The organism is Arenibacter flavimaris (assembly GCF_030291335.1).
Classification (GTDB): Bacteria; Bacteroidota; Bacteroidia; order Flavobacteriales; family Flavobacteriaceae; genus Arenibacter.
In genome coordinates this window covers 24990-49087 of the sequence record NZ_JASWIM010000013.1, presented here as the reverse complement: position 1 = coordinate 49087, position 24098 = coordinate 24990, and the positions used below count along the sequence as shown (strand labels likewise).

The window sequence follows — 24098 nt, the reverse complement described above, 5'->3', positions numbered from 1 at the left end:
TTGATAAATAGTTTTTTAATCAGATGACAAGCCAAAATACACATATCAAAATAGCTCAAAGTCAAGCAGAATTTGAAGGTATTCTTTCCTTACAGGAACAGAACCATATTGAGAACATTCCAATTTTAGAAAAGGAGATCAATGGATTTGTTACCCTAAAACACGATTTTGGGGTTTTGAAAAAAATGTCTTCTAAGGCACCGCAATACATCGCAATCAATGGAGACAATGTAGTTGGATATGTATTGACATTAGTTCGTTCGTTAAAATCGGAATTCCCACTGTTAAAACCAATGTTTCAAGAGTTCAAGGATATTAACTATAAATCCTTTGCATTGGAAAACTACAGCTATGTTATATCAGGTCAAGTCTGTATTGATAAAGACAGTAGGGGTTTGGGACTTCTTTCTCAAATGTACCAACAAATGCAAGTTGATTTAAGTACAGTGTATAGCCTTTGTTTAACAGAGATAGCAGTAACAAACAAACGTTCTCTAAAGGCTCACGAAAAAATTGGGTTTCGTATTCTGCACACTTATTTCGATGGTATACAGGATTGGCATATCGTAGTCTGGGATTGGGAACAAAACAGGGTATAAATTTAATATCGACAACTATGGAAAAGAAACCTCTATTGGCATATATAGCTCTAGCTGTTGTTTGTATTGTTTGGGGAACAACCTACTTTGCTATGCGAATAGGAGTGGCTACATTTCCTCCGTTCCTATTTTCAGGAATCCGCCATACCATAGCGGGCATTTTAATGCTCATAGCGCTTAAACTCTCGGGCAGATTAAGCAAGCTGTCAAAATCGGATATGAAAAGGCAAGCCGTTCCAGGAGTCCTTATGGTAGCTCTGGGAAATGGCGTCATTGGATGGAGCGAGAAATACATTCCTAGTGGCTTGGCCGCACTCATTGTTTCTATTATGCCCGTTTATGTAGTAGTTCTAAACTATCTCAGCGGTGCAGACCGTCAATTTCCAAATGCAAAGATTATCATAGGATTATTACTGGGAAGCATAGGAATTGTATTGATATTCAAGGACAATATACAAGATGTAACCAACACAGATTACCTTATTGGGATGTTAGTGGCTTTTGGAGCTTGTCTCGCTTGGGCTTTTGGAGCTATTTATGCCAAACACAGACCGCCTAAAAGCAATTTAATCACCAATGCAGCGGTTCAGCTGATTTTTGGAGGTTTGGCACTATTACTTATGTGTCCGGTTTTTGATGATTTAACCCATTTAGGGATGGTGTCCAGTGAAAGCCTTTGGGCTTTATTATATCTAATCGTTTTTGGGTCTATTCTAGCGTATAGTTGCTTTGTCTATGCCCTCGAAAAACTTCCTTTGGGACTATCCTCCATTTATGCCTACTTCAATCCCTTTATTGCATTGTTATTAGGTTTTTTATTCTTGAATGAAAAAATGACAAATATTACTATACTAGCCTTAATAGCTGCTCTAGGAGGAGTTTATTTTATTAATAAAGGGTATAAAGTCCCCAAAATTAAAACGGAAATAAAAAAAGTGGAGATTACGGATAAATAAATTAAAAGCAATGGATTATACAAAATTAAATTGGCGGAATTCTGCACTTTTGATCATAGATATGCAAAAGGATTTTACCCTTTTGGATGGGGCTTCACCTATTGAAGGCACTCTGGAAGTTGTACCTCATATCTCAGAAATTGCCAATGCGTTCCGCAAACATAATCGCCCGATTATCCATATCATCAGACTTTACAAAGAAGATGGCAGTAATGTGGATCTATGCAGACGTGCTTTAATTGAAAACGGCAAAGAGATTGTCAAGCCTCATTCAGAAGGTGCTCAAATAATTCCTGCACTACTCCCTGCAAACAGTATAGAACCAAACCACAGTAAGCTCCTTTCCGGAGAGATCTTAAAAATAGCACTCTTTGATTATGTGATGTACAAACCCAGATGGGGTGCATTCTATCAAACGGAACTGGAATCTTTTCTTCATAAAAAGGAAATTGATTCATTATTGGTAGTAGGCTGCAATTTTCCAAACTGTCCCAGGACAACTATCTATCAGGCCAGTGAGCGGGATTTTAAAATTGGGATTGTCCCTACAGCCCTATCTGGACTGTATGAAAAAGGGATTAAAGAGATTCAAAATATAGGCGTGGAAATCATTAAAGGTCACCAATTGGAGAAACTGATTTGTAACATCACCTTAGTGGATTACCGTAGCGAATGGCAGCCTTACTTTGAACAATTCAACAAGGCTTGGCTCAGAAAATATTATAGTGTTGAACCCGTGGATGAATATGTACTGACCCATCCCGAAGAAGCCATATTAAATGATGGAGGCTGTATTTTGTTTGCTCAATATAATGGCAAAATTATAGGAACGGTTGCATTAAAATACATAAGTGATGGTGTAATGGAACTAACCAAAATGGCAGTAGACGAATCTTGCCAAGGACTTGGAGCGGGAAGAATGTTATGTCAGGGAGCTATTGAGAAAGCAAGGGTTTTAAAAGCAAAGATGTTGATTTTATACTCTCAGAAAAAATTAACAAAAGCATTGACCATTTACCAAAAGAACGGCTTCAAAGAAATACCATTGGAAGACGGTAAATACAAAAGAGCTGATGTAATGATGGAGCTAATCTTATAAAATACAATACTTATGAATACTATAAAAATAGAGACCACCAAAAACAAGGAAAATGGATGGGAAAGGTTCAATTTTAAATCGTTCCAGTTTGGAGAAACTCCCACAGACCATTTTTTTCTAGCTGAATTTAAAAACGGAAAATGGGTTAACCCAATAATAGAGCCCTTTCATTCCTTGACCATTAGTCCATTTGCACTATGCTTTCACTATGGACAAACGGTGTTTGAAGGGATGAAGGCTTTTAGGCAAGACGATGGAAAAGTTCACATATTTCGTCCTAAAAAACACCACAAAAGATTTAACCGTTCCTTGGAGCGAATGTGTATGCCTGAGATAGAGGAAGAATTATTCTTGAATGCACTAGAGAAACTAATCCAATTGGAACAACATTGGATTCCTAAAGAAGAAGGTGTTAGCTTATACATTCGTCCCTTCATCATTGCAACTGAGCCCCGTTTAGGGGTTAAAATTGCGGATGAATATTTGTTTTGTATTACCTGTACCCCTATGGGATTATACTACCCTAAGCCAGTTCGTGTGAAAGTAGAAACAGATTATGTTAGGGCTGCGGAAGGTGGTGCTGGCTATGCAAAGTGTGGAGGGAATTACGGGGCTGCGTTCTTTGCTACCAAAAAGGCAAATGAACAAGGTTTTGACCAAGTAATTTGGACAGATGCCAAAACCCACGAATTTATAGAAGAGTCGGGAACGATGAATCTGATGCTTTTTATGGATAACAAATTGGTCACTCCCAAGCTTAGCTCTTCTATCCTAGATGGCGTAACACGTAGTTCTATCCTTCAAATAGCAAAGGATTTAGGCATACAGGTGGAAGAAAGACCTGTGAGTTGGAAGGAACTAAAAGAACAACTGGAATCAGGAAATCGGGTTGAACTCTTTGGGGTTGGAACTGCTGCTGTAATCTCACCTATCTCCTGTGTGCAAATTCAAGAAGTTGACTACTTCCCTTATATTGAAAACGATGCTGTTATGTACCGCTTAAAAAAGGAATTGGACAACATAAGACGAGGAAGAACTACAGATAAGTACCACTGGAATCATTTTATTTAAAATCAAAATTATGTCAAAGATAAATCTAGAAAAATATCCGATTGGAAACTATGAAGAACCATCTTCCATTACCAAAGAAATGCGTTCAGATTACATCTCCATAATTGCTTCGTTCCCAGAAAAAATAATAAATGAGGTAGCATCATTAACGGATGAAAAATTGAACACCCCATATAGAGATGGTGGCTGGACAATCAAGCAAGTAGTACATCACCTTGCGGATAGCAATATGAGCTGTTTTTCACGAATCAAGTATGCCCTTACCGAAGAAAGCCCCGTAATAAAACCGTTTGAAGAAGACGTTTGGGCAACACTTTTGGACGCATATAGTTTCCCGATTGAACCCTCTTTGAAAATACTGGAGGGTGTTCACGAACGCTGGGTAGCACTATTGGACAGTTTGAATGAAAAAGATTGGAAAAGAGACTTTTTCCATCCACAGCTTCGGAAAAATTTAAAAATAGATGAAGCAATGGCAAAGTATACTTGGCATTGTAAACACCATTTAGCCCATATCACTCACACCAAACAAAAAATGGAATGGGCTTGAATAGAATGCAGGAAATAATTAGGGTAAAGGTCGGATGGCCGAGTAGTAAGGTAAGGGTAAGCAATTCCTTTTATAATAGTTTGAATTCATTTCAGATCTCCATTAACAATTATTAAATGAATGTAGTTGACCTAATTATACGTAATAAAGACCGTGTAGATTTAGATGCTGTTTTTCTCAATAAAGAAAACGGCAAAAGCATCGAACAATTAATTAAAGAACATAAATATGTAGAAGAACTTAAAAAATATGGTTTGTCTGTAAATAATAAAGTTTTGCTCAAGGGAAACTCAGGGTGTGGCAAAACGATGACAGCAAAAGCAATAGCAAATGCATTAGATAAGAATATTTTGATACTGAATTTAAGTAATGTAGTCTGCTCACGTATAGGTGAAACATCACAAAATATAAAGCAGGTTTTTAATAAAGCTTCAAGAGAGAAAGCAGTATTGTTTTTGGATGAGTTTGACCAGATAGGTAAATCAAGAGGGAGTGCCGATAAAGATGTAGGTGAAATGAGAAGGTTGGTCAATACCATTATTCAGTTGATCGATTATTATCCCACTGATGCATTACTAATATGTGCTACCAATCATCCTGAAATTATTGATTTGGCCTTATTGCGAAGATTCCAGTTAAGCATCCGATTTGAATTGCCAACAGAAAAAGTTCTGGACACATATTACAACCAATTATTAGCTCCCTTTCCCAAAAATTTGCAGATCATAGAGCGTAAATATCAAATCTCCTTTGCCGAAGCCAAAGATTACACGTATACACTTATAAAATCAAAAGTGATAGAAGCATTGGAACAAAAGGATAAAACCAAATTAGCATGAACCCTCACATTTTAAACAACCTAAACTGTATTCGGCAGAGAATAGAGAATGCCTGCATCAAGAACCACCGGAATCCTAAAGAGATAAAACTGCTTTTGGCGACTAAAACCGTTACTGCCGAACGTATTAAGATCGCCCTTCAATCAGGGCAAACCTTGATAGGGGAAAATAAGGTTCAGGAAATAAAAGAAAAGTATGGTGCCCTAAAAGGTTTTCCCCACGAAAGTCATTTCATAGGGCACTTACAAACCAACAAGATCAAAGAGTTGTTGAAATACAACGTATCCTGTATTCAATCTATAGACAATTTAAGGTTGGCGAAAAAACTGCATCAAAGGCTGGCTTTTGAAAAAAAAGAAATAGACGTATTCATCCAGGTAAACACTTCCAATGAACAAAGCAAGTTTGGCGTAGATCCAGACAATGCCATCGAATTGATAAAGGTCGTTTCAACCTATAAAAACATCCATATAAAAGGGCTGATGACAATAGGGTTGTTCAGTACCGATAAAGATAAAATCAGGCCATGTTTTCAAAAACTAAAAAACCTGCAACAAGAAATTCAAGCTTTAAAAATTCCGAATGTTGAAATGAAAGAACTTTCAATGGGGATGAGCAGTGACCTTGAAATAGCCATAGCGGAAGGAGCAACTATGGTCCGGGTCGGCACGGCCATTTTTGGGGAGCGGCTCTATCCTGACAGTTATTACTGGAACGAAACTAAAAACTAATATGATGCATATCCATTATTTGGCACACATGCTTTTTGAAAGCTCGGGCAATATTAAATAATAGGATGAACAAAAACAGTAAACCAGCCACCTTAAAAATACCTGACAAGGCTAATGCCATTCTTTGAAGTATCCCTCGCGTTATTTTCTAAATTCCCCTGGGGTACACCCAAACTGCCGTTTAAATGCCGTTATAAAATGTTGTGGATGATTATAACCTATAATATTAGCTATTTCAGAAACAGAAGTAGCTGTGGATACCAGCAATTCTTTGGCTTTATTCATTCGCTGATCCACTAGATATTCAAAAACACTCTGTCCAAATATCTCTTTAAAACCCGTTTTTAATTTGGTTTGATTTATTCCAACGGATAAAGCAAGGCTGGGTATCGTTGTATGTGTAAAATCTTTACTGATAATTTCATTTACATGGTAAATGGCATCGATATCCCTCCTGCTCAATTTCAGGGATTTATGGTTTTTATTTTGTCGGTGAAGACAGACTATTTGTGTCAATAATAATTCGGATACTTTTGACTCAAGATATACCTGTTTTAACTTTCCCGAATAATTATCCTTTCGCTGGTACATGGCCGTAATGATCTTTCGCATGATTGGATCTTTGGATATGGAGGTAAACAGTTTTTTTCCATTGAGCACTTTATCCACAATCTTATCATCAGAATAATTATCGGCATAAAATTGGGGACAAAAAGAAATTTCAAAGAATTCCCCAATTCCATCGTCTACATCCATATGAAATAAGTAATCGTCTTTGTCTTCCTTAAACAAGATGCACTCGCCCCTATTTATATTCAGGTAGCTTTTATGCTCACTAACACAAGAACCTCTGAGACAAAAGTGGGCAACTATGGTTTCTTTTTCAGGAGAAACTGAATAGGTTTTAACGCGCTTGGTCTGATAGCTTCCCCATTTTAAGTGGATTCCCTTTAAGAAAATATTCGTCAAGTCTATATTAAATCCATTATTATCAGATAAAATATCCTTTCTCTCATAAACTTCAGAAGTACTCGCATTACCTTTTTCAAACTGGTAACTAGAATTATCAATAGACATTTTGTATTTCATATTTCTTCCGTTTGCGTAATTAATGCTTCTATTCACGTATCGGGACTTTAGTCCTTAACTGGCAACTTTGCACAAAAGTAAAAATTATTTAGAATGAATACAAATAACTATAAAATGATTAATAAAATACTATTAATCACTCTACTAATACTCTCCTATATAGGGAGCGCGCAAAACAAAGAGGTCATTGAAAAAGACACTCTATCAGACAAACCACTAATACTTAGTGAAGTATTTATTATCGGGCAAAAAAATGGTTATAAAACCAATCGGGTTTCCAGCTCTTTACGTATTGATGAACCCTTGAAAAAAATACCGCAGAACATCCAAATCTTAAACACGAAACTTATCTCAGACCAGCAAATATATACGATGTCCGATGCCGTTGCTCGAAACGTGAGTGGGGCAACTAGGATTGAAGAATGGGGTGACTTATACACTTATATAACCATGAGAGGAGCAAGAGCTTCGGCTTTAAGAAACGGAATGAATACCACTTGGAAATACGGATTATTATCAGAAGATATGAGTTTTGTCGACCGTATTGAATTTGCAAAAGGACCTGCAGGATTTATGTTCTCTGGAGGTGAGCCAAGTGGCATGTATAACATTGTAACTAAACAACCTTCTGGATATAGTAAGGGTGCTGTTTCGTTAGGTATGGGTAGCTACGATCTATACAAGGCATCTATAGATCTGGATGGGGTATTCCATAAAGATCGATCACTTCTATACAGACTCAATCTTTCAACTCAAAACAGTAATTCATTTAGAGAATACGAAAACACCAAAAGATATAGCCTTGCCCCAGTAATTCAATACAACCTTAACGAAGAAACTTCATTAACGCTAGAATATATTGCACAATACGCCCAATTACCCGATTTAGGAACCAGTTATTTGTTTTCCAAAACAGGGTACGGTACAGTTTCAAAAACTCAAACACTATCCGATCCCGGTATAGAAGCTACTATTGTAAAAGACCAAAACATTACAGCTAGTCTAAACCATAGAATAAATAATGATTGGAAGATCACTACACAATTATCCTATTTTGATTATGACCAGAAAGGTTCATTTATCTGGATAAATAATATTGATAAAGAGGGTTCCTTACAAAGAATTCGATACATATGGGATGCTAAAAACGAAATGTCTTTTGGGCAGGCATATGTAAATGGTCGTTTTAAAACAGGAAAATTAGAACATAAAATACTAGGAGGTGTAGATTACAACACTAAAAGTTATGTGGCCGATTTTAATCAATATCATATAATGGACAGTATCGGGACCTATAACATAAACAACATAGCTTATCAAAAACCTTATTTTGGTGTTGGTGAATTTGACAGGAGCATCAATATCAAGGAACGAGTGGGAACTGACTTTCTTTTAGAATCTCATCTTACTTCTATTTATTTACAGGATAGGGTCTCTTTTTTAAAGGAAAAATTAAACATCACTATCGCTGGCAGGTACACCTACCTAAAAAATAATAATTATGGAGCTATTTCTGAACATAAAAAAGTAACACCTAGACTTGGACTAAACTACGCGATTACCGACAACACCAACCTTTATGCCTTGTATGACCAATCCTTTATTCCTCAAACAGGAAAACTCCGAAAAGGGGGTAAAATAAAACCTTTAACGGGGAACAATCTTGAGCTAGGGGCTAAAAAAGATTGGTCCAATAAAAAGTGGAACACTACATTATCCCTTTACAGGATTATAAAAAACGATCAAGTATCTGATGATCCTGATAATATTGGCGGAGAGAACTATGTGTTACAGTTTGGTCAGACTAAAACTCAAGGAATTGAATTTGATCTAAAAGGAGAACTCTTAACGGGCCTTAATGCCATAGCTAATTATGCTTTTACCGAATCGGTTATCACAAAATCTACCACACAATACGAAAAGGGTACTTACCTCCCTGGATATGCCAAACACAACATAAACACATGGTTAAACTATCAGTTTCCCAGCGGGATTTTTAAAAAAATTAGCGTGTCTGCAGGTACGATGTATATGATTGATAGAAAAACCTGGTGGAATGGAGATTTTAAAGGTGAAAACTTACCAGATTACTTTCGTATGGATGGTGCTATTTCCTGGAGCACTCCAAAAGTACGTATAGCCATGAATATAAATAATCTTTTAAATAAAAGCCTTTACAATGGTGCGCATCATTCCAGTGGTTGGTACTACTGGAGGCCTGAAGCCCCAAGGAATATTAGGCTCAATCTTACCTATAATTTTTAACATAACATGGAAAGAACTACAGCGTTTCAAAAAGGACTTCTGTTAGCGATACTATTAATAGCAGCAATATTATCTCCTTTAGACTTTTATATTGTCAATTTAGCTCTAACGCCTATTCAAAAAGAATTGAACACTACAGAGGGGCATTTACAAATGATTATTTCTCTATACACATGTGCTTATGCCGTTTTTCAGATAACAGGAGGTAGATTAGGTGACTTGTTTGGAAAAAAATACCTGTTTTTAATTGGTTTGATGGGTTTTGTCATTTCATCCGCTATCTGTGGATTTGCATATTCCCCTTCCGTCATTATTACAGGACGGATTATGCAAGGTATTTCGGGAGCTTTACTAGCTCCTCAGATACTATCCATCATCCATACAACCTTTAGCGATAAAGAAAAGACCAAGGTAATGGCGCTTTATAGTTTCGTATTTGGTATTGCGGCAGTTTTAGGACAATACCTGGGCGGCATATTGATTGCTCATAATATAGGAGGTTTAGGATGGCGTATTATATTCTTGATTAATATACCAATCGGGTTGATAGCATGGGTAGGAGCTATATTTTTCTTGCCAAAAAACGAAAAACAATCTAAAGAATATATTGATATATTGGGAATGGTTCTTCTTTCGTTTTCTTTAACCTTAATAGTATATCCACTTACACTTTTAGGAGAAAATGGCTTTTCATTTTCTGTAATAGCAATGTTAGTTAGCAGCATACTTTTTTCAATCTGGTTTATTAAACATGAAAAAGCACTAAAGGTAAAAGGTAAATCACCACTTATAGATATAACCTTATTTAAGTATAAAAACTTATCGTTTGGAAGTATTGTGGCGTTTCTTTACTACAATAGTGGTGTCTTTTTTTTGATATTAGCCCTTTATTTACAAGAAGGACAAAACTGGACACCACAAAATACGGGAGCTGCAATTATACCTTTCGGAATAGGTTTTCTAATTTTCTCGTTGATCTCACCTCTAGTGGTAAGAAGGATTGGTGACTATATACTAAATACAGGCATTGCACTTTACGCATTAGGTTTTGTAGTATTGATCCTTCCGATTTCAATATCCAATCCAAGCTCTTTATTGTTTACATGCGGGTTGTTTATAGCCGGTGCAGGTATGGGAACAACACTGGCTTCAATAGTTCGTATTTCTTTAAAAGGAATTCCCGCCAAATTCTCGGGTTTGGCTTCAGGAGTAATTAATTGTGCCTTACAAATAGGGTCTGCTATTGGTGTAGCAGCTATTGGGAGTATCTTTTTTTCCTTGCGGAAATCCTACAGCTATGAAACCTCCTTCCAATATTCAATACTTGTAGTGGTTGCTTTGCTTGTTGTTGCTTTTTTTGTTGCACTTCCAATTATTAAAAAGAATGAAGAATTATAAATTAACTACCATATTGCTATTCTTCGTAATATTTTCTTGTACTCAAAACATTGATAGGCCTATTCGAGAAAAATATAACAAGATTTTGGTGCTTGGTCAAAATCCATTAGATATGTTATTGGATTTAGGGGTGCAAGAAAAAATAGTAGGCGTAGCCTATATAGATAATGAAGAAATATTAAAGCAAAACATAGGTATACCCGCACTATCTAAAGGGTGGCCAAATAAAGAAAGTGTTTTATCCCTTAAACCAGATGCTATAATTGCTTTAGAATCTGCGTTTAAACATCAACGGATAGGCAATGAGAAGTTCTGGAAAAAAAGAGGGGTCAAAACCTGTATTGTAGATAATTATAATTCAGATAAAAACCTTAGTAATTACTATAAAGATTTAGATCTGGTAGGGAGAACATTAAACATCAAACACAAGTCAGACGCTATTATTACCAACCTTAAAAAAATCGAAAAAAAATATACCCAAATAAAAAATATATCAACTCAAAAAGCCTTACACCTATCTTATACAGGGATACCAGACCAATTCTATTATTATCCCCCTTCTATGTGTTTGCTTGATGAAATTGTTACTATCTGTGGCGGAGAATATATAAACCTTGGTGACCATTACTTTATCATCCCATTAGAAACAATCATAAAATTAAATCCAGACAAAATAATAGTTACCCGATTTAGAAAGCGAGAAGGTGAGAACATTATTCAGCAAATAATGAAAAATCCACATTTAAGACATTTAAAAGCAATAAAAAACAAACAGATTATTGAAGCAGACTATACCCAAGCAATTAGAGGCACTACTGATATGGAAGCCATTTATAGCTTAACATCTAATTTCCTCAAAAATTGAAAAGAACACATACTATATTAATATTAGTTACAGCACTAATACTATTTCTTACGGTATCTTTAGGGATAGGACAGATCGATATTTCATTTATACAAATATTAAACTCTGTATGGGATCAAAATAGTGATAACTTAATTACAGACGTAATTGTAAATCTACGTTTACCTAGATTACTCTTTGCCGTCTTATCGGGAGCAGGTTTAGCTTTATGCGGTTATATTATGCAGGCCGCTATTCAAAACCCCCTTGCCGACCCTTATGTATTAGGAATATCATCAGGGGCTTCTTTAGGTGCTTCGCTAGCCATCGTTCTCAACATTTCCTTAGGAAGCATTATCGGAAACAACTTTGTTATTGCGCTATTTGCTTTTCTAGGCTCTTTGGTAACTATGGTGTTAGTAATGTTCACTTCCAACTATAGAGGTAATCCCACAACGGAAAGAATAATCTTGTCAGGAGTCATCGCCAACTCATTATGTGTTGCTTTAACCAACTTGATGATGTATTTAGCCAAGGATGCTGAAAGTATAAGAAATATTACTTTTTGGACCATGGGAAGCCTTTCCAATATTTCCTGGATTCAAGTATTCTTGGTAGCCATATCTACGCTAGGAGCCATAGTTTTCTTTTTAACGCAGTACCGATCCCTGAACTTGATCAGCTTAGGGGATGAAGCAGCTGCCAGTCTAGGAGTCAATGTTAGAAAAAGAAGAAACGTATACATTCTTGCTGTTACCTTTCTTACGGGAGTAATCGTCTCACAATGTGGTATTATAGGTTTTGTGGGGCTCATAGTTCCCCATTCTGTTCGTATGGCCTGTAAAACTTCCAACAGTAATATTTTACCGATAATACTCTTAAGTGGAAGCATATTCATGCTATTTGTAGATACACTGTCCCGCAGTATTTTAAACAATCAAGAAATTCCAATAGGCATTATCACCTCGTTAATAGGAGCCCCGGTTTTTCTATTCATATTCATCAAAAGAAAATAATACGATTATGATTTATATAGATAATCTTACTGTTGAAATTGAAAAAAAAGAGATTCTCAAAAATATTTCCTTTAAAGTTTCGGCAGGACAATTTGTAGGTATCATTGGCTCTAATGGAAGTGGTAAATCAACTTTGATCAAAAGTTTATATAAAATTCTTAAACCCTCTTCAGGGAAAATCTATATCAATGAATACAATATTACTTCCTTATCCCATAAAGAACTAGCCCGCCAGGTTGCCGTGGTGGGACAGTTTAATAAAACGGATTTGGATTTTTATGTTAAGGAATTTGTTATGATGGGAAGATATCCCCATAAAAAAAAGTACGAAAGAATAAACAGTGAGGATTATGAGATTGTTGAAAATTCTTTAGGCATCATGAACATGCATGATTATCTATATAGAAAGATATCCGACTTATCAGGAGGAGAAAAACAAAGGGTTGTTATTGCCCGTGCTTTGGCACAGCAACCTAGGTGTTTGATTTTGGATGAACCAACCAATCATATGGATATCAAACATCAACTCCAGCTTTTTAAACAACTTAAAAAGCTGCCTATTACAATAATAATGAGTATTCACGATATGTCGCTTGCCTATAATCATTGCGATCATATCATAGCCTTGGAAAAAGGAGAGCTATTAAAAAAAGGGACACCGGCGGAAGTCATTAATACTCAAACAATCAAACAGTTATTTGATGTTAATATTAGCTTATTTCAAAGTGATGTCCAAAATAAGGTCGCCATACTTTTTTCAGAAATATAAATAATCCTCGAGAACGAGTTGTCGAGGTATATAAAGAAAAAAGTTTGAGCATTTGATGAAAACCTTCTGTTTTCAAACTTTCATCTGAATAAATAGAATAAAACAAGATATTTTTGAATGAAGAAGAAAATAACGGACATACTTAAATCCTATAAAATAAAAATTAGTTCGGTAGAAGATTCCGATCTTGAAGATTTTCATAATATTGAAGAAGGTATAAAAATATCCAGAAAGTATCTTCAGAAATTAAGAATCATAATTCGAGAAGAGGAATTTTCAAACAAAGAAAATGAAATATTATTCTTTAAGAAACAGAAGCCAATACTTTATGGCAATCTTAAATTTTATGTGAAATTATACAAATATCTTCTAATAAGACCTAAAGGATCAAGCAAATACAAGAAAAAAATTATAGGGGAAGAAATCAAAAAGCTTCAAAATTACTACACGGAAAATATTAATTTTATAAGATATTATCGTCAAAACTCAACAACGTTAGATGAGTTTTACTTCCTAAGAGGTAACGATAATATAGGATTGATTTCAGACACTTCCCATTTCTACACCGATGCCGAATTTAGTACCAGTCACGATAATGCAGTCGCAAAAATAATTGCCTATGATTTGTTATTGGCGTATTATCAAGATGAATTAAATAAATTAGAGCATCATAAAAATAATAATCTGGTCAAAAGAGGTTTTAAGAGTTTAGATTTTGGTTGGACAGCTAATAAGATCGATCTGATTGAGTTAATTTATGCCCTACAAGCATCTGGAGCAATCAAAGGAGGCAAAGCTGGAATCAAGGATATGGCAATGGCATGTGAACAGATCTTCGATTTGGACTTAGGGAATTATTATAGAAAATTTCTTGAGATAAGGGCTAGAAAAATTGAACCTACCAAGTTTTTGGATAGAATGAGGTCAAGTCTTTTGAAACGGATGCAGGATGCCGACGAATAGGAATAACAGCTAAATCACAACTTGGGTTAAAGTTGTGATTTAGCTTAGATCATTTTAATTGTTTAGAAATCGTGTTCCTTAAAACTTCATCATCAACTATTCTAACACAATTTAAATCATTGAAAATGAGCAACAAAAATACCCAACTTGTATATATCTTGTGAATAAAACTCAATAATCCACTTCAAATTTGTAGAACGAAAGTCAAATCAGGTCAGGGGCTATCAAATTAGTTGACAGCGGTGCGATAGCCCCTTCCATTAAAACCGTTCTATTATGCCAACAGCAATTATTACTACAGACGATCTTCGGGAATTCAAAATGGAATTGCTCGATGACATCAAAAAACTTCTCACCAAGCAAGCTTCCGGAAACACTAAGAAATACCTTAAATCTTCGGAAGTTATGGACTTGCTCCAAGTAAGTCCAGGCACATTACAAAACCTACGGATCAATGGGACACTTCCCTATACAAAGGTAGGCGGGATCATTTATTACGATGCAGCGGAAATTCAAAACGTAATGGATGCAAACCGTGTACAACACGGATTAGATTTATAGGCTATGAACTACATAAAGCTACTAAATGCGGCTTTTGAAAGGTTCTATTTTGACGACCGCCTGAATCCCACCCATATCAGCCTGTATATGGCATTGTTCCAAGAATGGAACAGCAGCCGTTTTGCCGATGAATTTTACGTGAATCGTCGCGACCTTATGCGTGTGGCAAAAATCGGTTCAAAATCTACCTACCACAGATGTGTGACCGAGTTGGATGCTTGGAACTACCTCTCCTATTTCCCCTCCAATAACCCATACAAAGGCAGTAAAATTAAGATGTCCATTATTGGGACAAGTGATGAACCGGTTACGGGACAGTACAATCCCATATTGGAACAACTTGCGGAACAGTACCATCCCATACGTGAACCAGTAGTGTACCAACACCGTCCCATTAATGGACAAGCATTGGTATCTACTATAAACAATACCAAACAAGTAAACAATACTAAACAGCCAAAGGGCAGGCAGGCTGTTCTTATTTTTTTCAATAAAAAAGGGTTTGATGCTGATGAAGGAAAAAAATTCTTCAACCATTACGAAGCCAACGATTGGAAAACGAGTGACGGAAAAGCGATTCGGGATTGGCAAGCCTTGGCCATCAACTGGATGGATAGAACCGAATTGTTTGACCAGGAAAACAAACCAAACAAAAAAGAAGCGTCCCAAATAAAGGACAACCTGCGAACTACTAAAACCAAGGATTATGGACAACCCCTCTAAAATAATCGAAGGTGGCGTGGAATACTCGCTGGGCAAGTTTGACGGGAAATGTGTGCTTTACGATTTCCCGAAAATCCTGACCTACCTGAATGCAAAAGGCAAGCTGCTTTTTGGGCAGAAATTTAAAATTTACGATGAGGACAAGGATATTTTACTGAAACTCTGTTCCTACTTCATCAAGGACAAGGAAAACTGCCAAAAATTTGAGATCGATATTGAAAAAGGCATTTTACTTTCTGGGCCCGTAGGGTGCGGTAAGACCAGTTTGATGAAATTGTTACGCCACATCGTTCCCTTGCAACGTCCATATGAGATGATCCCTTGCAGGAATGTCACTTTTAGCTTTAATCATCTTGGTTTTAAAACCATTGAAGAATATGGCAACACCAAATTTTTCTGTTTTGATGATTTGGGCATTGAACCCCCTGGACGGTTTTATGGTAAAGATCTGAACGTAATGGGTGAAGTGTTGTTATCCCGCTATGAACTTTACCAGCAGACCAAGCATAAAATTAAAACTCACGCCACCACCAATCTAAATGCGGAGGAATTAGAAGAACGCTACGGAAACCGTGTTCGTAGTCGGATGCGTGAGCTTTTTAATTTGATTGCTTTTGATGAGCGATCTGGGGATAAGAGGAAGTAGGTTAAATTCTTAAAGATTTATAAAATCGCTTAATAATATGCACAAACCTTTGATTTAGTACTAAACCAGCTATTGCTTATACACATCTTTGTTAGCTGCAGGTTTTAATTCACTTTTACTAAAACTATTCTGTCATATTCAAAACTATCAATTCTATAATCGGCAATGTCAAAGTGTGATTTCTTATTTCCTTTTGTAAAAGATGCAACTGTCATTCCCGCTTTCTTTGCTGCCAACATTCCTGAATATGAATCTTCAATCACCAAACAATCTTTAGGATCCACGCCTAACTTCTTGGCTGTTGTATAATAAATTGCTGGATCTGGCTTTCCTCTTTCTTCAAATTCTGCCGAAGAAACAGTATCGAATAAATGAGCTACATCTAACCTTTTCAAAACTTGAGGAGTAATTGCAAATGGAGAATTTGTTGCCAATCCAATTTTATAATTTTTAGATTTTAATCTTTCAATAAAAATTTTCACTCTATCTATTAAACACTCTTCTGATTCAATTAGTTCAACCACTCTTGACACAACCATCTGCTCCACTTCTCTTAAGCCTATATTGCTCCAAGAAAACTTTTTATACCAAAATTGAGTTACCTCGGAGGTTGTCATTGATTGGGTTTCTTTGGAATATTCTTCGATTACTTTTGCCCCTAAAGAAGAAAAAACTTCCTTTTCGGCCTGTTTCCATATCAATTCCGTATCGATTATCACCCCGTCCATATCAAAAATTACCGCCTTCTTATCTTTTATAAACATTTTTGTTATTTTTTCAAAATACTTAAGTATTCCATCCAAGGCCCAACTTCTTTGGAATACTGTTTTGCCATTACTCGTGATATTTGTGCTATATGGCCTAAATCGTGCACTGTCCAGGTAGCCAACAATTGTTGAAGTGTCACTTCACCAAACTCTGGATGGATTCCGACACGACTTAAATTTTTTTCTTGGTTATTTAGGGAAGTTAATTTTTCAATGTTCTTCTTTCTCAAATCTTTGAATTCTTGAATCATAGCTTCAATTGGTTTGTTTTGGTCTTCCTTTAATTGTGCAAATCTATCAAATGGTTGAAACAGCTTGTTATCAGAATCACTTAAAATTATTTTGATACGTGTCATCCAATCTGATTTTTCACCAAAAATCAAATGCCCAAGAATATCATACGGACTCCAAGTGCCTTCCCCTTCATTATTATTTATCCAACCTTTTGAAAGGCTTGACAAGTATGATTCTATGACAAATGGCGTTGTTTTTAAGATTTCAATTGATTGATCTAGTTTAAATTCCATCATTCCTTTTTTATTTCACGTTACTATTTCCTAGGTAACTGTTCTAAATCCTTATTACAGCCAATGACTATTTTATTTTAAGGGTAAAACCCAAAAGGGTTTATTCTTTAGTGTTAGTTCCATTTTTTCATTTTATAAGCGGCATCCCAAAACTGGTATTCCATACGTGATGCCGTAATAAAGGCTTCAGTCATCTTTTCTCTTATAGCGGGTGTGCTGCTTTGGGCTGCTTTATCGCATAAGTTTATTGCATTTTTTACGGCTTCAGTAAAATCTTCACCTCCATAAGTTGCAATCCACTTCTCAAAAGGATTATTGGAAGATTGGTGATTGGCAATTATATATTCTCCTACGTTTTTATATATCCAAAAACAAGGTAACGTTGCGGCCATAGCAACCTCATAAGGTTCGAATGCTGCTGTACTTCTCAAAAAGTGTGTATAGTGATGGCAGACTGGCTGAATGATCCCTTTATCCGACACCCCAAAATCCTTAAAATAAGATTCGTGCAAAGCGTTTTCCACCACAAGGGCATTTTCTGCAAATCGTATATAGGCTAAGGTATCGTCAATATGATAAGCTTTGGCTCCAATCAAGGCAAGGGCTCTTCCAAAATGCTCTAGATATAAAGAATCCTGTAACATATAAAACTGAAATTTATTCATTGCAAGACTGCCATTTGATAGTTCTTCGATAAAAGGCATATTGAGAATAGATTTATATATTCCGTCAATAGATTTCCAAGTTTTTTCAGACCATTTCATTTTTAATAAGTTTTTGAGGGTTAAAAAAGTGATTTAAGGGGCCATTTCCCTCTCCTGTTTTTGTATCTGCACCGTATTTAATAGCATTATATACATATTGCTGTCCAAGCTCCACCGCTTCGTACATACTTTTTCCCATTGCTAGAAATGAGGCTATGGCGGAAGATAGCGTACAACCAGAACCGTGGGTGTTATTGGTTTCAATTTTATTGAATTCAAAAGAATGATAGGTATTTGATTCGTCTAACAGCAGCGAAGTAATGATCTCTGTTTTCTGATGGCCTCCTTTCAACAAGATATTTTTACACCTTAATTCTTTTATATGCTCGCCCACCAACTGCATATCTTTTAAAGTCTCTACTTTAGTTTTTGAAAGAATAGCCGCTTCGTCCATATTGGGCGTGATGATATCTGCAATGGGCAATAGCTTTTCAATAATAGTGTTAATTGTTTCTTCTTCAATAAGCCGATGTCCGCTGGTGGCTACCATTACAGGGTCAAATACGATAGGGATATGCTTATAGTCCTGCAATTTTTGTACAATGACATCTACAAGTTCCGGGGTGTGTACCATGCCTATTTTTATGGTATCAGGAACAATATCTTCCAGTATGGTTTCGAGCTGTTCGGCTACGGCTTTTATAGGAATGGAAAATATATTTTTTACACCTTGGGTATTTTGTACCGGTAATGCTGTCAATACGGATGTCGCATAACAGCCCAAGGCTGAAATAGTTTTGATATCTGCTTGGATTCCTGCACCACCACTACCGTCAAAACCTGCAATAGTCAATACAGATGGGTATTTATATGTCTTCATTTTAAGATTTCATTTTTTAATTCATAAGCTGCTTTTTGGGGATCGGGTGCACTACAAATAGCAGAAACTACGGCGACACAGTCTGCACCTGCATTCATTATCGATTTTATATTATTCAGGTGAATATTACCTATTGCGACCAATGGTTTATCGGTAAGATCTCTTATTGTTCTAATGCCGTCAAGTCCCCATTCGGTAACGGTATCGATTTTAGTAGGAGTTCTAAAAACGGGACTGATACCTAGGTAATCAGAAACGGCTACTTGTGGATTGTCCAATTGTTCACTATACTCTACGGAATAGCCTATATATTTGGTTTTACGCCATTGGTTTCTTATCTCGGCAGGAGTAACATCCCTGTTCCCAACGTGTATACCTGTCGCATCAACTTTCTTTGCTACTTCAAGATTGTCATTGATGATAAGGGAAATTTGATATTTATCGGTTATTTCTTTTAGTTGGGATGCCTTACGGGCATACGTATCCATTGCATCATTCTTTTCCCTTAATTGGATAATATCTACTCCGCCCAAAATAGCCTGCTCTGCTACATAAAGAAAATTTTGCCCTTTACAGTCTGCTTGGGAGATGACCAGATAGAGTTTATAAGGGAATGTCGATTCGTTTTTCATTCCATTGACACTTTAAGGTGTTCGTCAAATTCAGTTTCCTCTATGTTGTAAAGTTTGTCCAATATATTCATTTGCAGACTGCCCGGGCCTGAAGATTGTCTTTCGGAAAGTTCTCCCGCTATCCCAAGTAAAGCCATTGCAGCGGTAGTGGCTTCCGTTTTATCTTCAACTATAGCTACAAAAGCAGCTATCAATGCTGATGCCGAACAACCTAAACCTGTTACTTTGGTCATCAGAGGATGACCGCTCTTTATGGATACCGTTCGTTTCTTGTTATCTAAAATGACATCCGTTTCGCCTGAAACACAAACAACAGAGCAATATTGTTCCACTAGCTCACGTGCAGCCTGAATAGCATCATTACTTGAATCTGTGCTATCTACCCCTTTAGTTGTAGAGCTTTGCGATCCTGACAGGGCCAAAATCTCAGATGCATTCCCCCTTATTACTGTGGGACGGTACTGCAATAGTTTTTTGAGGATTTCATTTCTATAAGGTGTGGCTCCTGCACCAACGGGGTCAAGTACCCAGGGTTTGTTTAGCCAATGGGCAGTTTCCGCTGCCATCAACATAGCCTCAGACCAATATTCGTCCAATGTGCCAATATTGATCACTACTGCACTAGCAATACCTATCATATCCTTAATTTCTGCTTTAGCGTGTGCCATTACAGGAGAAGCACCTACAGCCAGCAATGCATTGGCCGTGTTGTTCATTACCACATAGTTGGTAATATTGTGTATTAAAGGGGATTGATTTTTTACCGATCGGATATGTTTCCAAAGTGTTCTTTCCATTTTGATCTATTTATATTGAGATAAAAAATAGCTTTAGGAAAAAACTGAAAACAAAGAAAGAAACAACTCTTATAAAAGACGTCTTTTTTTGCTTTTCCCTACGTCGGTGTAAGCCGTATCAGGTTCAAAGGGACTCTCTCAATTCTTTTCAGAATACCCCTAAAGCGAAAACAAAGATACAAATTATTGTAATAGATAATTTTTGAATATTGAAAGTTTAATTATGCCACTATATTATCAAGGTCAAAGAAAATTGCAAGATCTATCGCATTTATATCGACAAGGTAATTTTACTTTGCGGTCCCATAGGCTGCGGAAAGACCAGTCTGATGAAATTGTTGCGCTACATTGTGCCACTATAACGCCCCTACGAGATAATACCCTGTAGGAATGTGACTTTTAGTTTTAATCACCTTAGCTTTAAAACCACTGAAGAGTATGGGAACACAAAATTTTTCTGTTTTGATGATTTGGGTATTGAACCCCCTGGACGGTTTTGTGGGAAGGATCTGAACGTAATGGGTGAAGTGATGTTATCCCGCTATGAACTTTACCAGAAAACTAGGCATAAAATTAAAACTCACACCACCACCAACCTGAATGCCGAAGAACTGGAGGAGCGCTACGGTAACCGTGTTCGTAGCAGAATACGGAAATTATTTAATCTAATTGCTTTTGACAAAAAAGCAGGGGATAAGAGGAAATAAAAAAATTAAAATATTTTATTAAAAAGAGATTGACTATGATTCATTTTACATAAACTTACTGGTTAAGTAAGAGCTAATTTTTTTTTATCGTTTTGATGTTGTGTTTCATTTATTTGCTCATTTTAATTATTCTGATATGATTTTGAAAAACTGTTCTTTATTCAAGTATTGAAAATACCTTGCGGTTGCCTTAAAATTCTTGTCCATAAAAACCAAAGCGGGCAGGGAAAAAGGTTTGTTCTTTTGAAGTGCCATTAGCAAAGGAATCTGATGTACGGGATTTCTGCGGTTTTTACGCTCATTCACAAAAACTTGATTACCAAACGTAATGGTATCGGTAGTTTCAACATTCATTTTTACGGCGAAATAGTCTTTGTTGAGCTTGTTTATAATTTCAGATTCGTTAAATACTTCCTTTTGCATTCTTAAGCAAGGTGCACACCAATCCGCATAAAATTCTATGAAAACCTTTTTTGGTTTTACTTTTAATGAATCCTCCAACTGTTCAAATGTAAGCCAATGAACCGCTCCTTCATTTTGCGAAAGAGCGGTTTGGCTAACACTTAAAAAAAACAATACAATAAAATATTTCAAAACTTATAGCGAATTTATTTTTAGACCAACAAATATGCTTCGTGGTGCGCCTGGACCATATACATAATTACTATCCCGATTTTTACCAATATCAAAATCATCTTGGTAACTATTGGTTACATTTTTAACACCACCGTATAATTCCAATCCCGTACTTACTCTTGGCATGTCAAACGTATATCCCACACGCAAACTTAATTCTGTAAAGTTAGGGGTTACATCGTATTCATCAACAAGTTGTCCCGTATTCTCGCCACCAAAATGGGCAATGTCCATTTTTCCCGTGTAAACCAAATTGGCACTTGCGCTCAATTTTTTGGTGGGTGTGTAAGTGAACGTTGCATAGCCATAATCATTGGGTGTTCTCAAGAATTCTCTTTTTGCTGGAAGCCCTTCAATATTTTCCATAGGGTCGTCAAATAAACTAGACTGTAATGAAAATCCTGCTTCAATTTGAAAAACATAATCAAAGTTTGCCCGCGCTTCTATAGTTAATCCCTTTACGGTAGCACCGCTCCCGTTTCTTTTTTCAAAACGTTCCCCAAATTCATCCTCGCCCAATGGAAATTGAAAAAATGCATCATTAAGATGGGTGTAAAAACCTTCCAATGTAAAACCAGCGATAAAATGTTCGGTTGCCTTATCATAATTTACGGAAGCTGTGAAACTGTTAGAGCGTTCTTCCACAAGGTCGTCTGCGAGCGATATCCTTGAAACTCCACCTCCTGCAAAGGCAATATGTAAATCTGTATCAAAAGCTTGCGGTGCCCTAAAACCAGTTCCCCAACCTAACCGGAATTGAGTAGTTTCCTTTAACTTATATAGCAAAGAAGCCCTTGGACTAACAATAGCGTTATCTACCAAATTGTGTTTGTCCACTCGAAAACCAGACAGGAAGTTAAGATTCTCGGTAATGTCCCAATCATTTTGAACGAATACGCCCAAATTTTTGGTGGTCTGGTCTATTAAATAATTGTAGGATGTAATCTCATCAAAAACATCATCATATACATATTCAGTGCCACCCGTAAAAACGGTACTTCCTCCTAAAAACTCATCAAACCTATGATTGTACTGTGTTCCTCCTTGATGGGTAACTACATCGGAAATACCATATGGTGGGTCTGCGAAAAAATCTTGTTGTTCATCCGTATCATCAGGTATAATACCTGTATAATGGTCACGGTCGGTACGTTGCCCACCATAGTAAAAAATAAGCGAACTCTTATCCTCATTAAAATTGATTTGATAATCCAAGCTACCAAAAATAACGTGATGGTCTCTCTCTTCAGATTGTTGTGCGAGGTAGGCTGGCTTATCTACAATTTCCCCACCATAACGGTACTCGTAGAGACTACTAAAACTGACTTCCAGTTTTGAATTGTCAGTAGGCAAATAAAAAGCATTCATCCCAAACGAATTGTCCTTTAATTCGGGCAATTCGGAATAATTATCTCCATTGGTATCATAGGCAGTACGTTTTCTATTGCTTACAAAAAAATTAGCACCTGCGTTGTGATTTTTACTTACTACCGTGGCATTTCCATTAACGACACTTTGCTCTGCATCTCCATCAATACTCTCATAGGTGTAATTGACGCTGTATCCGTTTTGTTTTGGGACTTTTGTAATGACGTTTACCGTTCCACCGATTGCGCTCGAACCATATAATGCGGAAACTCCGCCACGTACCACTTCGATACGTTCAATCATATTGGTAGGAATCTGCTGAAGACCATATAAACCTGTTAACGGGCTGAAAATTGGTCTGCCATTAATAAGGATTTGCGAGTAACCGCCTTGAAGGCCGTTCATTCTTAATTGGGTGTAATTACAAGTTTGGCAATCTGTTTCGACACGTAGTCCAGGTTGAAACCGTAGGCCTTCAGCAAGGTCTGTAGCTACTACCTGTTGTAGGGTTTCACTATCAATTAAGTTTACAATGACAGGCGAATCTGTTCTACGCTTGGCAGTACGTGTCCCAGTAATCACAACCTCGTCCAAATTTTCGTTGCCCTCATCAAGATTGAAATTTACAGTTATTTCTGTACCTTCTACAAGTTCAAGAATTTTGGTTTGAGATTTATATCCTTGTGATTGTGCTACCAACGTTATTTTTCCTGTTGGTAGTTCTAACCTATAATTTCCATCAGCATCTGTACTTGTGCCTTTCGTACCATTTTTAACATAGACATCTGCAAAAGGAACAGGGTTTCCTTTAGAGGTTACAGTACCCGATATTGTGGTCTGTTGGTTTTGGGCCATTGCGGTAGTTATGGCTAAAAGGGATAGTAAGGTAAATATATGTTTCATTTGTTCTAAATTTTGTTCTATTAATAGTTGATTTAAAGCTTAGTTTTATATAAAAATG

At 36.5% G+C, this 24098-nt stretch carries 25 protein-coding genes, 1 pseudogene and 1 riboswitch; of the genes and pseudogenes, 17 read left to right on the top strand and 9 right to left on the bottom strand.

Annotated features, from left to right (window positions below; genetic code table 11):
* Positions 1-23 precede the first annotated feature (23 nt).
* From QSE00_RS11685 to QSE00_RS11655, 7 genes are all read left to right on the top strand, one after another.
* A complete protein-coding gene (locus QSE00_RS11685; protein WP_286106097.1) occupies positions 24-599 on the top strand; it encodes a GNAT family N-acetyltransferase in 576 nt (191 codons plus the stop codon).
* A 17-nt stretch (positions 600-616) separates the two neighbouring features.
* Positions 617-1555, top strand: coding sequence for a DMT family transporter (locus QSE00_RS11680; protein WP_286106096.1), 939 nt, complete (start codon positions 617-619; stop codon positions 1553-1555).
* Positions 1556-1565: 10 nt separating this feature from the next.
* The gene (locus tag QSE00_RS11675; RefSeq protein ID WP_286106095.1) at positions 1566-2654 is read left to right on the top strand and encodes an isochorismatase family protein; all 1089 of its coding nucleotides are present in this window, start codon (positions 1566-1568) and stop codon (positions 2652-2654) included.
* A gap of 12 nt (positions 2655-2666) precedes the next feature.
* Positions 2667-3725, top strand: coding sequence for a branched-chain amino acid aminotransferase (locus QSE00_RS11670; RefSeq protein ID WP_286106094.1), 1059 nt, complete (start codon positions 2667-2669; stop codon positions 3723-3725).
* 10 nt (positions 3726-3735) lie between these two features.
* Positions 3736-4275, top strand: coding sequence for a YfiT family bacillithiol transferase (locus QSE00_RS11665; RefSeq protein ID WP_286106093.1), 540 nt, complete (start codon positions 3736-3738; stop codon positions 4273-4275).
* Positions 4276-4391: 116 nt separating this feature from the next.
* On the top strand, positions 4392-5114 hold the full coding sequence (locus QSE00_RS11660; RefSeq protein ID WP_286106092.1) for an AAA family ATPase: 723 nt from the start codon (positions 4392-4394) through the stop codon (positions 5112-5114).
* Positions 5111-5845: a YggS family pyridoxal phosphate-dependent enzyme gene (locus tag QSE00_RS11655; protein ID WP_286106091.1), complete on the top strand. Its 735-nt coding sequence runs from the start codon at positions 5111-5113 to the stop codon at positions 5843-5845. Before QSE00_RS11660 ends, QSE00_RS11655 begins: the two co-directional genes overlap by 4 nt.
* A 141-nt stretch (positions 5846-5986) precedes the next feature.
* Here QSE00_RS11655 and QSE00_RS11650 read toward each other — a convergent pair whose 3' ends face one another.
* On the bottom strand, positions 5987-6934 hold the full coding sequence (locus tag QSE00_RS11650) for a helix-turn-helix domain-containing protein (RefSeq protein WP_286106090.1): 948 nt from the start codon (positions 6932-6934) through the stop codon (positions 5987-5989).
* A 93-nt stretch (positions 6935-7027) separates the two neighbouring features.
* Here QSE00_RS11650 and QSE00_RS11645 point away from each other — a divergent pair, with 93 nt between their 5' ends.
* The 9 genes from QSE00_RS11645 to QSE00_RS11605 all read left to right on the top strand — a co-directional run bounded on the left by QSE00_RS11645 (position 7028) and on the right by QSE00_RS11605 (position 16119).
* A complete protein-coding gene (locus tag QSE00_RS11645; protein ID WP_286106089.1) occupies positions 7028-9199 on the top strand; it encodes a TonB-dependent siderophore receptor in 2172 nt (723 codons plus the stop codon).
* A gap of 6 nt (positions 9200-9205) precedes the next feature.
* Positions 9206-10597, top strand: a complete 1392-nt coding sequence (locus tag QSE00_RS11640; RefSeq protein ID WP_286106088.1) for an MFS transporter — start codon at positions 9206-9208, stop codon at positions 10595-10597.
* Positions 10584-11462, top strand: a complete 879-nt coding sequence (locus QSE00_RS11635; protein WP_286106087.1) for an ABC transporter substrate-binding protein — start codon at positions 10584-10586, stop codon at positions 11460-11462. The genes QSE00_RS11640 and QSE00_RS11635 overlap by 14 nt, the downstream gene beginning before the upstream one ends.
* Positions 11459-12457, top strand: a complete 999-nt coding sequence (locus QSE00_RS11630) for a FecCD family ABC transporter permease (protein WP_286106086.1) — start codon at positions 11459-11461, stop codon at positions 12455-12457. The genes QSE00_RS11635 and QSE00_RS11630 overlap by 4 nt, the downstream gene beginning before the upstream one ends.
* Positions 12458-12464: 7 nt before the next feature.
* Entirely contained in the window at positions 12465-13226 is a 762-nt protein-coding gene (locus QSE00_RS11625) for an ABC transporter ATP-binding protein (protein ID WP_286106085.1), read from the top strand.
* Between the two features lie 117 nt (positions 13227-13343).
* Positions 13344-14189, top strand: a complete 846-nt coding sequence (locus QSE00_RS11620) for an RteC domain-containing protein (RefSeq protein WP_286106084.1) — start codon at positions 13344-13346, stop codon at positions 14187-14189.
* Positions 14190-14465: 276 nt separating this feature from the next.
* Positions 14466-14750: a helix-turn-helix domain-containing protein gene (locus tag QSE00_RS11615; RefSeq protein ID WP_286106083.1), complete on the top strand. Its 285-nt coding sequence runs from the start codon at positions 14466-14468 to the stop codon at positions 14748-14750.
* 3 nt (positions 14751-14753) lie between these two features.
* The gene (locus QSE00_RS11610; protein WP_286106082.1) at positions 14754-15473 is read left to right on the top strand and encodes a hypothetical protein; all 720 of its coding nucleotides are present in this window, start codon (positions 14754-14756) and stop codon (positions 15471-15473) included.
* Entirely contained in the window at positions 15457-16119 is a 663-nt protein-coding gene (locus QSE00_RS11605; RefSeq protein WP_286106081.1) for a P-loop NTPase family protein, read from the top strand. The genes QSE00_RS11610 and QSE00_RS11605 overlap by 17 nt, the downstream gene beginning before the upstream one ends.
* Positions 16120-16223: 104 nt before the next feature.
* On the opposite strand, the gene QSE00_RS11600 is transcribed toward QSE00_RS11605, so the two are convergent.
* The 6 genes from QSE00_RS11600 to thiM all read right to left on the bottom strand — a co-directional run bounded on the left by QSE00_RS11600 (position 16224) and on the right by thiM (position 20426).
* Positions 16224-16922 (bottom strand): HAD family hydrolase, encoded by a 699-nt coding sequence (locus tag QSE00_RS11600; RefSeq protein WP_286106080.1) that lies wholly within the window; start codon positions 16920-16922, stop codon positions 16224-16226.
* Positions 16889-17416, bottom strand: a complete 528-nt coding sequence (locus tag QSE00_RS11595) for a DinB family protein (protein ID WP_286106079.1) — start codon at positions 17414-17416, stop codon at positions 16889-16891. Before QSE00_RS11595 ends, QSE00_RS11600 begins: the two co-directional genes overlap by 34 nt.
* Positions 17417-17526: 110 nt before the next feature.
* Entirely contained in the window at positions 17527-18177 is a 651-nt protein-coding gene (gene tenA, locus QSE00_RS11590; protein WP_286106078.1) for a thiaminase II, read from the bottom strand.
* Positions 18164-18997 carry a bifunctional hydroxymethylpyrimidine kinase/phosphomethylpyrimidine kinase gene (gene thiD, locus QSE00_RS11585; RefSeq protein ID WP_286106077.1) on the bottom strand — a complete coding sequence of 278 codons (834 nt, stop codon included), beginning with the start codon at positions 18995-18997 and terminating at the stop codon, positions 18164-18166. The genes tenA and thiD overlap by 14 nt, the downstream gene beginning before the upstream one ends.
* On the bottom strand, positions 18994-19629 hold the full coding sequence (gene thiE, locus QSE00_RS11580) for a thiamine phosphate synthase (RefSeq protein ID WP_286106076.1): 636 nt from the start codon (positions 19627-19629) through the stop codon (positions 18994-18996). The genes thiD and thiE overlap by 4 nt, the downstream gene beginning before the upstream one ends.
* Complete coding sequence (gene thiM / locus QSE00_RS11575; protein WP_286106075.1) at positions 19626-20426, bottom strand: hydroxyethylthiazole kinase; 801 nt, start codon at positions 20424-20426, stop codon at positions 19626-19628. Before thiM ends, thiE begins: the two co-directional genes overlap by 4 nt.
* A 78-nt stretch (positions 20427-20504) precedes the next feature.
* Positions 20505-20597, bottom strand: a riboswitch (TPP riboswitch).
* Positions 20598-20647: 50 nt separating this feature from the next.
* Here thiM and QSE00_RS11570 point away from each other — a divergent pair.
* Positions 20648-21133, top strand: a pseudogene (locus QSE00_RS11570) (ATP-binding protein); the annotation flags it as partial.
* 126 nt (positions 21134-21259) lie between these two features.
* Here QSE00_RS11570 and QSE00_RS11565 read toward each other — a convergent pair.
* Both QSE00_RS11565 and QSE00_RS11560 read right to left on the bottom strand, forming a co-directional pair.
* Complete coding sequence (locus QSE00_RS11565) at positions 21260-21727, bottom strand: thioredoxin family protein (protein WP_286106074.1); 468 nt, start codon at positions 21725-21727, stop codon at positions 21260-21262.
* 3 nt (positions 21728-21730) lie between these two features.
* Positions 21731-24040 (bottom strand): TonB-dependent receptor, encoded by a 2310-nt coding sequence (locus QSE00_RS11560; RefSeq protein ID WP_286106073.1) that lies wholly within the window; start codon positions 24038-24040, stop codon positions 21731-21733.
* Between the last annotated feature and the right edge of the window lie 58 nt (positions 24041-24098).

What these genes read in the sequence shown, in the direction of transcription:
- QSE00_RS11685 (WP_286106097.1), top strand. Translation starts at nt 24, where the DNA reads ATGACAAGCCAAAATACACATATCAAAATAGCTCAAAGTCAAGCAGAA.
- QSE00_RS11680 (WP_286106096.1), top strand. Translation starts at nt 617, where the DNA reads ATGGAAAAGAAACCTCTATTGGCATATATAGCTCTAGCTGTTGTTTGT.
- QSE00_RS11675 (WP_286106095.1), top strand. Translation starts at nt 1,566, where the DNA reads ATGGATTATACAAAATTAAATTGGCGGAATTCTGCACTTTTGATCATA.
- QSE00_RS11670 (WP_286106094.1), top strand. Translation starts at nt 2,667, where the DNA reads ATGAATACTATAAAAATAGAGACCACCAAAAACAAGGAAAATGGATGG.
- QSE00_RS11665 (WP_286106093.1), top strand. Translation starts at nt 3,736, where the DNA reads ATGTCAAAGATAAATCTAGAAAAATATCCGATTGGAAACTATGAAGAA.
- QSE00_RS11660 (WP_286106092.1), top strand. Translation starts at nt 4,392, where the DNA reads ATGAATGTAGTTGACCTAATTATACGTAATAAAGACCGTGTAGATTTA.
- QSE00_RS11655 (WP_286106091.1), top strand. Translation starts at nt 5,111, where the DNA reads ATGAACCCTCACATTTTAAACAACCTAAACTGTATTCGGCAGAGAATA.
- QSE00_RS11650 (WP_286106090.1), bottom strand. Translation starts at nt 6,934, where the DNA reads ATGAAATACAAAATGTCTATTGATAATTCTAGTTACCAGTTTGAAAAA.
- QSE00_RS11645 (WP_286106089.1), top strand. Translation starts at nt 7,028, where the DNA reads ATGAATACAAATAACTATAAAATGATTAATAAAATACTATTAATCACT.
- QSE00_RS11640 (WP_286106088.1), top strand. Translation starts at nt 9,206, where the DNA reads ATGGAAAGAACTACAGCGTTTCAAAAAGGACTTCTGTTAGCGATACTA.
- QSE00_RS11635 (WP_286106087.1), top strand. Translation starts at nt 10,584, where the DNA reads ATGAAGAATTATAAATTAACTACCATATTGCTATTCTTCGTAATATTT.
- QSE00_RS11625 (WP_286106085.1), top strand. Translation starts at nt 12,465, where the DNA reads ATGATTTATATAGATAATCTTACTGTTGAAATTGAAAAAAAAGAGATT.
- QSE00_RS11620 (WP_286106084.1), top strand. Translation starts at nt 13,344, where the DNA reads ATGAAGAAGAAAATAACGGACATACTTAAATCCTATAAAATAAAAATT.
- QSE00_RS11615 (WP_286106083.1), top strand. Translation starts at nt 14,466, where the DNA reads ATGCCAACAGCAATTATTACTACAGACGATCTTCGGGAATTCAAAATG.
- QSE00_RS11610 (WP_286106082.1), top strand. Translation starts at nt 14,754, where the DNA reads ATGAACTACATAAAGCTACTAAATGCGGCTTTTGAAAGGTTCTATTTT.
- QSE00_RS11605 (WP_286106081.1), top strand. Translation starts at nt 15,457, where the DNA reads ATGGACAACCCCTCTAAAATAATCGAAGGTGGCGTGGAATACTCGCTG.
- QSE00_RS11595 (WP_286106079.1), bottom strand. Translation starts at nt 17,416, where the DNA reads ATGATGGAATTTAAACTAGATCAATCAATTGAAATCTTAAAAACAACG.
- tenA (WP_286106078.1), bottom strand. Translation starts at nt 18,177, where the DNA reads ATGAAATGGTCTGAAAAAACTTGGAAATCTATTGACGGAATATATAAA.
- thiD (WP_286106077.1), bottom strand. Translation starts at nt 18,997, where the DNA reads ATGAAGACATATAAATACCCATCTGTATTGACTATTGCAGGTTTTGAC.
- thiE (WP_286106076.1), bottom strand. Translation starts at nt 19,629, where the DNA reads ATGAAAAACGAATCGACATTCCCTTATAAACTCTATCTGGTCATCTCC.
- thiM (WP_286106075.1), bottom strand. Translation starts at nt 20,426, where the DNA reads ATGGAAAGAACACTTTGGAAACATATCCGATCGGTAAAAAATCAATCC.
- QSE00_RS11560 (WP_286106073.1), bottom strand. Translation starts at nt 24,040, where the DNA reads ATGAAACATATATTTACCTTACTATCCCTTTTAGCCATAACTACCGCA.